Annotated in this window: 9 protein-coding genes; 7 read left to right on the top strand and 2 right to left on the bottom strand. The window is 43.3% G+C overall.

Annotated elements, in window-relative coordinates; translation table 11 throughout:
- Positions 1 to 275: 275 nt before the first annotated feature.
- From leuA to HMPREF0373_RS05455, 6 genes are all read left to right on the top strand, one after another.
- Positions 276 to 1,937: a 2-isopropylmalate synthase gene (gene leuA, locus HMPREF0373_RS05430; RefSeq protein ID WP_021738631.1), complete on the top strand. Its 1,662-nt coding sequence runs from the start codon at positions 276 to 278 to the stop codon at positions 1,935 to 1,937.
- A 33-nt stretch (positions 1,938 to 1,970) separates the two neighbouring features.
- Positions 1,971 to 3,410 (top strand): sugar transferase, encoded by a 1,440-nt coding sequence (locus HMPREF0373_RS05435; protein ID WP_021738632.1) that lies wholly within the window; start codon positions 1,971 to 1,973, stop codon positions 3,408 to 3,410.
- A 28-nt stretch (positions 3,411 to 3,438) separates the two neighbouring features.
- Positions 3,439 to 4,548, top strand: a complete 1,110-nt coding sequence (gene glf, locus HMPREF0373_RS05440) for a UDP-galactopyranose mutase (RefSeq protein WP_022035312.1) — start codon at positions 3,439 to 3,441, stop codon at positions 4,546 to 4,548.
- Positions 4,549 to 4,622: 74 nt separating this feature from the next.
- Positions 4,623 to 5,552, top strand: a complete 930-nt coding sequence (locus tag HMPREF0373_RS05445) for a glycosyltransferase family 2 protein (RefSeq protein WP_022035313.1) — start codon at positions 4,623 to 4,625, stop codon at positions 5,550 to 5,552.
- Between the two features lie 4 nt (positions 5,553 to 5,556).
- Positions 5,557 to 6,027: a GtrA family protein gene (locus tag HMPREF0373_RS05450; protein WP_021738635.1), complete on the top strand. Its 471-nt coding sequence runs from the start codon at positions 5,557 to 5,559 to the stop codon at positions 6,025 to 6,027.
- A complete protein-coding gene (locus tag HMPREF0373_RS05455) occupies positions 6,024 to 7,073 on the top strand; it encodes an FUSC family protein (protein ID WP_021738636.1) in 1,050 nt (349 codons plus the stop codon). The genes HMPREF0373_RS05450 and HMPREF0373_RS05455 overlap by 4 nt, the downstream gene beginning before the upstream one ends.
- Positions 7,074 to 7,464: 391 nt before the next feature.
- On the opposite strand, the gene HMPREF0373_RS05460 is transcribed toward HMPREF0373_RS05455, so the two are convergent.
- Both HMPREF0373_RS05460 and HMPREF0373_RS05465 read right to left on the bottom strand, forming a co-directional pair.
- Positions 7,465 to 8,136, bottom strand: a complete 672-nt coding sequence (locus HMPREF0373_RS05460) for a DUF6198 family protein (protein ID WP_021738637.1) — start codon at positions 8,134 to 8,136, stop codon at positions 7,465 to 7,467.
- 343 nt (positions 8,137 to 8,479) lie between these two features.
- Complete coding sequence (locus HMPREF0373_RS05465) at positions 8,480 to 9,289, bottom strand: helix-turn-helix domain-containing protein (protein WP_022035319.1); 810 nt, start codon at positions 9,287 to 9,289, stop codon at positions 8,480 to 8,482.
- 266 nt (positions 9,290 to 9,555) lie between these two features.
- Between HMPREF0373_RS05465 and HMPREF0373_RS05470 the strand changes: the two genes are divergently transcribed.
- A complete protein-coding gene (locus tag HMPREF0373_RS05470; RefSeq protein WP_022035320.1) occupies positions 9,556 to 12,600 on the top strand; it encodes a glycoside hydrolase family 2 TIM barrel-domain containing protein in 3,045 nt (1,014 codons plus the stop codon).
- Positions 12,601 to 12,648: the final 48 nt, after the last annotated feature.

Genomic DNA, 12,648 nt, shown 5'->3' on the forward strand with positions numbered 1-12,648 from the left:
AAGCACTTCGTGCAAACGATGCGCACTCGCACACTTTCTTGTAGTCAAAACACGTTGTGTTGAGGTTTTATATGGAAAACTTTGGAAATCTTCATGAATTATTCAGAAAAACCATCTTGCAAGGTTAAGATAGATGATATAATATATATATTTAGCAAGGAAAATATGACAGGCATCTTGCGCTCTTTTTTGAGAGGAATCTGGAAAATTATGCGGAAAATAAAAGAAAAAGAGAATGTAGTCTGCCAAGAGGTTATATCACGGGAGAGATACATATGTTAAATTACAAAAAATATAAAAGAGTTCCGGTATTGCATTACCCGGAGCGTGAATGGCCGGACAAAGAGATTGAGCATGCACCGATGTGGTGCAGCGTGGATCTGCGCGATGGCAATCAGGCACTGATCGATCCAATGAATGTAGAAGAGAAGATGGAGATGTTCCGGCTGCTTCTGAAACTGGGATTCAAGCAGATTGAGATCGGATTTCCGGCAGCATCCCAGATTGAGTACGATTTTCTGCGCAAGCTGGTAGCTGAAAACATGATTCCGGATGATGTACAGGTTCAGGTTCTGACCCAGTGCAGAGAGCATCTGATCGACCGTACCTTTGAGGCAATCCAGGGAATCAAAAATGTTATTGTACATATTTACAACTCCACATCTGTGCTTCAGCGTGACGTTGTATTCCATAAAGACAAAGAAGCCATCAAACAGATTGCTATTGAAGGCACCAGAATGGTAAAAGAGCGTGCAAAGAATTTTGACGGAAATATCCAGTTGGAGTATTCACCGGAGAGTTTTACCGGAACAGAGGTAGAGTTTGCACTGGATATTTGTACTGCCGTACAGGATATCTGGGAGCCGACACCGGAGAATAAGATTATCTTTAATCTTCCGGCAACCGTAGAGATGAACACTCCAAATGTTTACGCGGATCAGATTGAGTGGATGCATAAACATTTCAAAAACAGGGAATCTATTATTTTAAGTGTACATCCGCACAATGACCGGGGAACCGGCATTGCAGCCACCGAGCTGAGCCTTCTGGCAGGTGCTGACCGTGTGGAGGGTACGTTATTCGGAAACGGAGAGCGTACCGGTAATATCGATATTTTAAATATTGCTTATAATATGTTCTCACAGGGTATTGATCCGGAATTAAATATTGAAAATATCAAAGAAATCATTGAAGTATATGAGAGATGCTGCAAGATGGATATCGACATGCGTCATCCATATGCCGGAAAGCTGGTATTTACTGCATTTTCCGGTTCTCATCAGGATGCGATCAACAAAGGTGTGCATGCACTGAATGAGCGCAATACCGGTATCTGGGAAGTACCGTATCTTCCGATCGATCCGGCAGACATCGGCAGAGAGTACGAGCCGGTGGTTCGTATCAACAGCCAGTCCGGAAAAGGCGGCGTAGCGTTTGTTATGGAATCCATGTATGGTTACAAGCTTCCGAAAGAGATGCACAAGGAGTTCGCTGATGTTATCCAGAAGATGTCTGAGGAGCAGGGCGGCGAGATCGAGCCGGAGCAGATTTTTGACGCATTCAAGCATGAGTATATTGCACTGGATGATCCGTTCGAGTTCAAGAAGATCCGTGTGGAAGATGTGAATGACAAAGACTGTGTGGCAGCTATTGATTTTGAATACAAGAAGAAACCGTACCATATTGAAGCAAGCGGAAACGGTCCTCTGGATGCAGTTAAGACAGCCATCAACAAAGAATTTGATCTGGATGTGTGCGTCCTGAACTATTCCGAGCATGCGTTGGGATCCGGATCCCATGCGAGAGCAGCGGCTTACATTGAGATGCGTGACAACCGCACCGGTAAGGAACTGTTTGGTGCAGGCGACAGTTCCAACATTACAAAAGCTACAATCCGTGCATTCTTCAGCGGATTGAACCGTTTAGCTAATAAGTAATCAGTTAATAAGAGCACAAAGACGAGGGATGCTATGAATCGAAAGAAAAAACTGGGATGGTGGAAACATATCGATTTTATGCTGATTGACCTGTTATGCATTCAGATCGCATATCTGGCAGCATATTTTTTCCGTCATCAGACAATGCGGATTTATCGCGAAACAAGCTTATATGCGCATGTAAATATTCTCCTGATCATTATTGACATCTGTTATGTGTTGCTGCGTGGAACATATAAGAATATTTTAAAGAGAAGTTTTGTGCGTGAGATAGAATCTGTACTGGTACACAACATCGTGATGTGGGGCGTTGTTATGGCTTATCTGTATGTCACGAAGCAGGCATTCTGGTTTTCCAGACAGGTATTTCTGACTTCCTTTGGTTTTACGGTCATCTTTATGCTGGTAGGACGTTTTCTGTGGAAAATGAATGTTCGCCGCATTATATGGAAAGGAAAGAATCAACCGAATTTTCTGGTTATCAGTACGAAGGAATATGCAGCCGAAATGGTGAAGCAGTTTTCCAGCCGTATGTACAATGGATTTAATCTGTCCGGTCTGGCCATTATGGATGAAAAGCTGGATGATACCGTGATTGAGCGGATTCCGGTAGTATGCAGTAAGGATAACCTGTTGGAATATGTACAGAAAAATGTCATCGATGAAGTCATGATCAAGATGCCTGAGAACAGGAAAGAAGTAGATGAACTTACCTGGACACTGCTGCAGATGGGCGTGGTTGTGCATATCGCACTGGACTACACCGATCATGCACTGCCGAACCGTGTGGTAGAACGGATCGGTGGATATACCTGTATGACCACAAGTATCAATACAGCAAGCAGTATTCCGATGGGACTGAAGCGTCTGACGGATATCATGGCAGGTCTTGTGGGATGTGCCATTACCGGAGTTGCATTTATTTTTGTGGCACCGCTGATCTATAAAGCATCACCGGGACCGATTTTCTATTGCCAGGAGCGTGTCGGCAAGAATGGCCGCCGTTTCAAAATGTATAAATTCCGTTCCATGTATATGGATGCAGAGGAACGGAAAAAAGAACTGATGGCTCAGAACAAGATGCAGGGTAATATGTTTAAAATGGATAATGATCCGCGTATTATCGGCAGCGAAAAAGGACCGGGCAAGGGCATCGGAAATATTATCCGAAGTCTGAGTATCGATGAATTGCCGCAGTTTTACAATATTCTGCGCGGTGATATGAGTCTGGTGGGTACCCGTCCGCCGACTGTGGATGAGGTAGCAGCATATGATCTGCACCACAAAGTGCGCCTGAGTATGAAACCTGGTCTGACCGGTATGTGGCAGGTAAGCGGACGAAGCGAGATCACAGATTTCGAGGAAATTGTCCGTCTGGATGCATATTATATCGAAAACTGGAGTCTGAAACTGGATCTGAAGATTATTTTAAAAACATTTAAAGTTGTGTTTGCAAAAGAAGGAGCAGAATAAAAAAGGAAAAAAGAAGGAGGACTATGTCATGAAGAAGTATGACTATCTGATCGTAGGAGCCGGACTGTTTGGTGCTGTATTTGCACACGAAGCAAAAGAAGCCGGAAAAACATGTCTGGTGATTGACAAAAGAAATCATATTGCAGGAAATATCTATACCGATAAGGTAAAAGATATCGATGTTCATCAGTATGGTGCGCATATTTTCCATACATCCAATGAGACCGTATGGAATTATGTAAATCGTTTTGCAAAATTTAATCGTTATACAAATTCACCGGTAGCGAACTACAAAGGTGAGATTTACAATATGCCGTTTAACATGAACACATTCAACAAACTCTGGGGTGTGGTAACTCCGCAGGAAGCACAGGCAAAGATTGAAGAGCAGAAAGCTGCTTACCATGTAGAGAATCCGCAGAACCTGGAAGAGCAGGCAATCAGCCTGATCGGACCGGACGTATATACAAAGCTGGTAAAAGGTTATACAGAGAAACAGTGGGGCAAACGTGCCACAGAGCTTCCATCCTTTATCATCAAACGTCTTCCGGTACGTTTTACTTATGACAACAACTATTTTAACGATGATTACCAGGGTATCCCGGTAGAGGGATATACTAAGATGATCGAGCGCATGCTGGACGGAGTGGAAGTAAAACTGGAAGAGGATTTCCTCAAAAACAGAGAAGCTTTCATGGAGCAGGCAGACAAGATCGTATACACAGGTATGATCGACGAGTATTATAATTACTGCTATGGTGAACTTGAGTACCGTTCCCTGAACTTTGAGACAGAGGTACTGGAGGGAGTAGAGAACTATCAGGGTAATGCGGTTGTAAACTACACAGAGTATGAAGTTCCGTATACCAGAATTATTGAGCACAAGCATTTTACTTATGGTACACAGCCGGATACCGTTATCACAAGAGAGTATCCGAAGACATGGAGCAAAGGGGACGAACCATATTATCCGATGAATGATGAGAAGAACCTGAATCTCTATGAGAAATACACAGAGTTGGCAGCAAAAGAAGGAAATGTAATTTTCGGCGGCCGTCTTGGTATGTATAAATACTACGATATGGATGATACCATTGAAGCTGCATTAAACTGTGCACATGCAGAGCTTAATGCTTAAGCAGAAACTGAGAAAGATGACAGCCTCCGGCAGATTTGCCGGAGGTGTTATTATTCAAGAGACAGGAGAGACACGTGACAGAATTATCATTGATCGTACCATGTTATAACGAAGCCCAGAACGTAGATGCCTTTTACGACAGATGCCTGCAGGTATTTGAGCCCGCAGAGTTTGAGGTGATTTTCGTAAACGATGGCAGCAAGGATGACACTTATAAAAAACTGCAGCACCTGCATGAAGAGTACAGCAACGTTCTTGTCGTAAACTTTTCCAGAAATTTTGGAAAAGAAGCCGCTATTTATGCAGGACTTCATTATGCAACCGGAACATATCTGTCCATCATTGATGCGGATCTGCAGCAGGATCCGGAGATTGTAAAGCATATGACAGAGATTCTGGAGAAAAAACCGGATGTGGATGTGGTAGCAGCTTATCAGAAACAGCGGCACGAAGGAAAATTTATGGCTTGGTGCAAAGATCATTTTTACCGGTTTATCAACCGACTCAGCGAAGTGGATCTGAGGGAAAATGCCAGTGACTTCCGCACCTTCCGCAGAAACGTGCAGGAAGCACTGCTGGATATGCCGGAGTATTTCCGTTTTTCCAAAGGTTTATTTTCCTGGGTGGGATTTGAAACGGAATACATTCCGTATGTAGCAGCGGAACGCTTTGCGGGGACCACAAAATGGAGTTTTGCAAAACTGATCAAATATGCGATGGAAGGAGTCATTTCTTTTTCTACCATGCCATTGCAGCTGGCTACTTTCTGTGGAGCACTGGTATCTGTTTTTGCTATTGTATATGGCATCATTATTATCGCACACACCCTGCTTACCGGGATTGATGTGCCGGGCTATGCGACAACCATTGTTGTGGTGTTATTTCTTGGCGGTATACAGCTGCTGGTTATGGGGATTTTGGGAGAATATCTCGCCAAGACCTATATCCAAGGAAAGCATCGTCCGGTGTATGTCGTGAAAAAGGTGCTGGAGAAAAAGGAGTGATCTTGTGGAACAGAAGAAAGAAGATATATTTGACCGTATGATGCATCTGCATCTGTTTCGGATCTTTGAACCGTTCTATCAGAAAAATAAAGAAATGTTGCTGTATCTGTTGTTTGGCGGATTAACCACCATTGTCAGTATCGGGTCTTATGCCTGGGTCAATGTTGGACTTGGTATTAATGAACTGATCGCCAACATTATTTCCTGGATTTTTGCAGTGACTTTCGCATATGTCACAAATAAAATCTGGGTATTCCAGTCAAAAATCACCGGATTTTTCGATGTCTGCCGGGAAATGACAAAATTTTACGGTGGTCGCCTGTTTACACTTGGTGTAGAAGAATTGCTTCTGTTTCTTTTTATTACCTTGCTTCATGGAAACAGTGTACTTGTAAAATTTGCAGCACAGATTGTGATTCTGGTGTTGAATTATATTATTAGTAAGCTTTTTGTATTTCGGAGGAAAAAAGAATGACAGTATATCAGGAATTGCAGCTGAATCAGGCAGGTTCCAAAGCTCTGATCCGCAGCTGTACCAATCGAAAAGACAAGATGCGCCATACGGCGATTTATTTATTTAAAATATGCTTGACCATGGCATTTTGCATGGCAGTGGTTATTGGATTCAGTAAGATTTTTGGAAATGGCAACAGCATTGTGGGTGTTGTAGTTCTGCTGTGCGTGATGGCATTCCGGTTTGCGGATTTCGGAATCCGGACACCACATGCGATGGGAGCATTGACACTTATGTTTGCCATATTGACTTTTGGCCCGCGTCTGGCAAATGCAGGGGGGCTTGTACAGGAATTTCTTGTAAACACCGTATGTATCTTGCTCCTTATGGTGCTGGGCTGCCACAATGTGGTGATGTTCAATCATTCCACACTGCTGCTTTGTTACCTTTTGCTTTATGGTTATGATGTAACCGGAGATCTGTATATACAGCGTCTGATCGCTATGGGAATCGGAGCAGCGGCAACACTGATCGTTTATTACCGAAATCACCGGAAAAAAGTGTATAAACGCAGCCTGGGGGATATTTTTAAGGAGTTTGATATCCATTCCCTGCGGACGAGATGGCAGATCACTATGGTATTCGGTGTCACAACAGCCATGTTGATTGCGGGTCTGCTGCATGTCCCGCGTCGGATGTGGATCGGTATCGCAGCTATGTCTATTCTGGTGCCGTTCCATGAGGACGCAAAGAAACGTGCAAAATCCAGAGTGCCGGGCAACATTGTAGGATGTTTTATATTTCTGGCATTGTATTATCTACTGCCGCCGTCTATTTACAACTATGTGGGGGTTATCGGTGGTATCGGAGTGGGGCTGTCAGCGACTTATGGCTGTCAGGCTGTGTTCAACACGTTCGGAGCATTGTCGATTGCGGTAGGAATCCTCGGACTTCCGGGGGCGGTATTCTTCCGTATCTTCAATAACTTTTTTGGAGCTGTTTATGGGGTTCTTTTTGAGCGTGGCTTCGGAAGAGTTCTGGATAGGATGTCGTGTAATGGACAATAAAAAACATCCAAGACAGACACGGACAATTTTCTATCTTCGTTGCGCCGCTTATTTCCGCCTCCTCCCGCGAACTCGCACGCAGAAACAGCGTGCTCAGACACACTCACGGAGGCGGGCTATGCTCACTCCGATGACGAAAATTGACCTACCGTCTTGTCTTTGGATGTTTTTTTATTGCCCCATTTACATGATGGCACCGGGGTGCCGCGCGTGCAATACAGCTATGAAACATTTTGTGCACGCGCAGATATAAATGAGAATTATTGCGCATACTTGCGGAACATTTAGCTCAGTTTGAAAGGCCGAGCTGAAATGAAGGTAGAGAACGTCGGGTGTTCTGACAAGATGCTTTGTTTTCGTATTAAGTATTAAATTTTCAACCAAACAAGACTCACCTGGCCGTCCGGAAGGTCACAAAGCGGAAGTGCTTATCTAGTGTCTCACCGACGATACCAATGACTTTTCCCATGGTGAATGCTGCCAGTACCGTTCCGATGCCAAGTCCTTTGATGCGTCCGATGCCGATACCTGTGATCAGTGCGGTGGTTGCCAGACAGATCACATCAAAGGATATTTTTACTTTTGAATATTTAAAGTTTTTGATGGCGGATAACTCTCTCGGAAAGAGATCTGTCGGAATGATTGGAAGTCCACAGCGGTTGGAGAGTGCAATTCCAAGGCAGAGCAGCAGGTAGCTGATACAAAAATATATAATTCGCATTGGAATATTATACGGTAGAATGGAAATCCATCCTTTGTGTACATCCAGCATCATACTGAAGGCAAAACCGACTACAAAACTCAGCAGGTATTCTATCACAAAATGTTTTCGCAGGATCATCAGTGATGCGATCAGAATAGCCTGAAAGATATAGGTCCAGGTGCCAAGAGAAAGAAAAGAAAATACTTCTGAAAATGCGTAAGGAACACTGGAAATAGCGGAAATTCCGGAACCGGAATAGAGCATTAGTACGACACCGAAGCTGTTCATTATAATAACAAGAAGCAGAGCCAGTTCTCCGCGAAAAATATGTTTTTGATCTGCGCAATCTATTTCATTCATAATATAGAAAAGTCCTCCTGTACAGTGAGAAAGAATGCCGAGGGCATTCCTGGATTTTAGTTCGTGTATAATACTAGCAAAATGTAAAGTGAAATTCAAGAAGGAGATATCCGGACAACAGATATCTCCTTTTACGATGAAAATAAAAAGGGACGGTGATGAGTATTAGCAGGTTGATTCAGAGAGGAAACTGTCTTGGCAAATTGGAAAATATAACTGTATCTCATAGTAAGTTGAATATTAGAAAAAATATTATTGATAATGCGGTTCATATATTCCATGTGGATACGAACTTTGACTTCCTGTGAGAATTTTTCTTCGTGGTTAAACAGAAAGAACCATGTTAGTGCATCCTGCGAAATTCCAGAGGAGTCATCCCCGTTGCCTTTTTAAACATGGAAATAAAATGACTGGTGTCGGAAAAACCGGTCATGCGGGCGATGTCCTGTACTTTTAAGTAAGAATTTACCAGCAGGAGCTCTTTTGCCTTATTGATGCGATGCATGGTCAGATATTCATACACGGAGCAGGAAAAAAAACGTCGGAACAGCCGGGAAAGGTACTGAGGAGAGACGAATACTTTTTCACTCAGTGCCTGTGCTGTGAGATCTGAAGAAAAATTTGTTTCTATTTCCCGCACAACGGGAACGATATAACGTTGATAAAGAGGATCCTGCATGTGGGACGGACCGTTTACACAATCTGCAAAGTTTAGCAACAGACTGTAACAGCTGGTGGAGAGATAGCGGGTGTCCTGCTGGCCGTGGGCAGATATCATATCGACACAGGATGCAATCTGATCAGCGATCACTAGGCTCTGGCTGCTGTCGGTCCAGATGACAGAACGGTTCTGTAGCAGAGAAGGGATACTTGCTTCGAGTGTTCCTGTAAACGTGGCAAATAAGGTGAACCAGGTATCAGATTTCCTTTTATAGGAATGCGGGATGGATGGTGCTATGAGAAATCCCTCATTTTCCTGTAATTCATAGATTTTTCCCTGTATCTCAATCTCTCCGCATCCACTTTCTGTCTGCAGATAGTGATAGTGAGGATAGCCTTCCGGGCGGCATGTCGCTTCTTCTAACCAGTGGTTTCCGATTGAATCAAACATATAAGGTGCACTTACAGGTGTGCTTCTGAAGTAAATAGGCATATTCGGTACTCCTGAAAATCGTATGATGAACAGATAAGAAAAACTTCTTTATTTCTGTTGTAAGATGCATGTGATACAAGGTATGGCATATTCCTGTATGCATCTGGCAGTTCCTGTTTCGAAATGTTATATTTTTTAGCGTAACATATTATACACCTGTTGTACAAAATCTGCTATACTAAATATATCTGAAACAAAACTGAATGGATGCGAAGCAGTTCATTCAGGTAATGAATATGGATTATTTGAAAAAGGAGAAGGAACCTATGAAACAGTTTGATTATGCAATGGTAAAAGATCCGGAGTATTTCCGTGACGGTCGTCTGGATGCACATTCTGATCATGTGTATTATGCATCTGAGGAGGAAGCCGTTGACAGAGAGACTTCTTACCGCGAGTCTCTGAACGGACTCTGGAAATTCCAGTATGCGAGAAATTATGAGAGTGCGATCCCGGGATTTGAAGCAGAAGAGTACAATTGCAAAGACTGGGAAGATATTTATGTACCGGCACATATCCAGATGGAAGGCTATGACGTACCACAGTACGCAAATGTGCAGTATCCGTGGGAAGGACATGAGGAAATCAATCCGGGTGAGATTCCGACACATTTTAATCCGACTGCAAGTTATGTAAAATATTTTACTGTTCCGGAGCAGATGCAGGGAAAACGTTTGTTTATTTCCTTCCAGGGTGCAGAGAGCGGACTGGCTCTGTGGCTGAATGGAAAGTTTGTTGGATACAGCGAAGACTCTTTTACACCATCTGAATTTGAATTGACAGAGTATGTAAAAGAGGGTGAAAACAAGCTGGCTGCACAGGTGTTCAAATGGACTGCCAGCAGCTGGTGTGAGGATCAGGATTTTTATCGTTTTTCCGGTATTTACAGAGATGTATACCTCTACACGGTTCCGGAAGTGCATGTAAACGATCTCCGGATTCGTGCAATTCCGGATGTGTCTTTGGCAAGTGCTGATTTTGAACTTACGACAAAGACATGGGGAAAGGGACAGTTAAAAATTGTTCTTTCCAAAGAGGGTAACGTTGTTCTGGAAGATGTGAAAGAAATTTCTGATGAAGATACATTTTCCTGGAAGGTGGATGCACCGGTACTCTGGAGTGCAGAAGATCCGCAGTTATATGATCTGGAACTGACCGTATCAGATGAAAACGGAAACGTGCAGGAGATCATTCCGCAGAAAGTCGGATTCCGTCGTTTTGAAATGAAAGACGGTATCATGACATTGAACGGAAAACGTATCGTATTTAAGGGTGTAAACCGTCATGAGTTCAGCTCTGTTACAGGAAGACATGTGTCAGAAGAGGAACTGCGTAAGGATTTGACCACCATGAAGTTAAATAATATCAATGCTATCCGTACCTGCCATTACCCGGATATGTCCAAAATTTATGAGCTGTGTGATGAATATGGTTTGTATATGATTGATGAGACCAATTTGGAGTCCCACGGTTCCTGGGATGTCGCTGAGATGACCAAAGACTTTACATATACTGTTCCGTATAACAAACCTGAGTGGCTGGGAATGATGCTGGATCGTGCAAATTCCATGTATCAGCGTGATAAAAACCATCCGGCTATCCTGATCTGGTCCTGCGGTAATGAGTCTTTCGGTGGAAAAGATATTTTTGAAATGTCGCAGTTATTCCGCAGCGAAGATCCGACCAGACTGGTTCACTATGAAGGTGTCTTCCATGATCGCAGCTATAATGACACCAGTGATATGGAAAGTCAGATGTATCCGTCTGTAGAAGCAATCAAGGAGTTCCTCGCAAAAGATAACAGCAAACCGTTCATCTGCTGTGAGTATACCCATGCGATGGGAAATTCCTGTGGTGCAATGCACAAATATACAGATCTGACGGATACAGAGCCGAAATATCAGGGTGGATTTATCTGGGATTATATTGATCAGTCCATTTATAAAAAAGACCGTTACGGAAAAGAGTTCCAGGCATACGGCGGAGATTTCGGTGAGCGTCCGACAGATTATAATTTCAGTGGTAATGGTATTGCATATGGCGGAGACCGCGAGGCATCTCCTAAGATGCAGGAAGTGAAATTCAACTACCAGAATATCACAGCAAAAGTAAGTGAAGATAAAGTAACGGTGATCAATAAGAATCTGTTTGTAAATACAGATACCTTTGATGCAAAAGTGATTCTGGCAAAGGATGGAAAAGTTATCTGTACAAAACCACTGGCAACAGCAGTTGCACCGTTGAGTGAAGAGACCTATGAGCTTCCGATTGCGAAACAGGAGCGTCCGGGTGAGTATACCGTAACTGTATCTTTCCATTTAAAAGCTGATACAGTATGGGCGAAAGCAGGACATGAGGTAGCATTTGGTCAGTATGTATATCAGGTAGAAAAAGAGCCGGTTGTATGCACCGATGAGATTGAGATCATCCGCAGCACACATAATATCGGTATCCGTGGTGCACATTTTGAAGTGTTGTTCTCTGTATTAAATGGTGGTCTGGTATCGTATAAATATGCAGGTCGTGAGATGATCGAGTCCATTCCAAAGCCGAATTTCTGGCGTGCACCGATCGACAATGACTGCGGAAATCTGATGCAGATGCGTTATGCTCAGTGGAAGATTGCAAGTATGTACCTGAATTTCAAAGATTATCGCGACGGTATTTATGTGGGAGGACATCAGCCACAGCTTGAGGTGAAAGAGCATTCCGCAGTGGTATCTTATACTTATGTAATGCCGACTACACCGATGGCAGAGTGCCATATTTCCTATGAAGTATTTGGCGATGGACGTGTAAAAACAACGCTTACTTATGATCCGGTCAAAGAACTGGGGGATATGCCGGAATTTGGCGTGATGTTCAAATTCAATGCAGACTATGATCATGTGGAATGGTACGGACTGGGAGAAGCAGAGACTTACGCAGATCGTAAACATGGTGCAAAACTTGGCATCTACAAAAATATGGTAGCTGACAATATGGCGCATTACATGGTTCCGCAGGAATGTGGTGCAAAAGAAGAAGTACGTTGGGCAAAAGTGACAGACCGCAAAGGCCGTGGAATGTTATTCGAGATGGATCCTGAAAACGGACCGATGATGTTCTCCGCACTTCCGTATACACCGCATGAGATGGAAAATGCAATGCATCCGTATGAACTTCCGGAAGTTCATTACACCGTAGTACGCGCTGCAAAAGGTCAGATGGGAATCGGTGGTGATGACAGCTGGGGTTCCAGAACACATGAAGAATATTTGCTGAAAGCCGATGAGAAGATGACATTCAGCTTCGTATTCAAAGGATTATAAAAAATTTGTTTATCTGTGTAAAGGGCAAATCTGAAGCAGAAATCCAGA

The sequence above is a fragment of the Eubacterium ramulus ATCC 29099 genome, from assembly GCF_000469345.1.
GTDB classification, from domain to species: domain Bacteria; phylum Bacillota; class Clostridia; order Lachnospirales; family Lachnospiraceae; genus Eubacterium_I; species Eubacterium_I ramulus.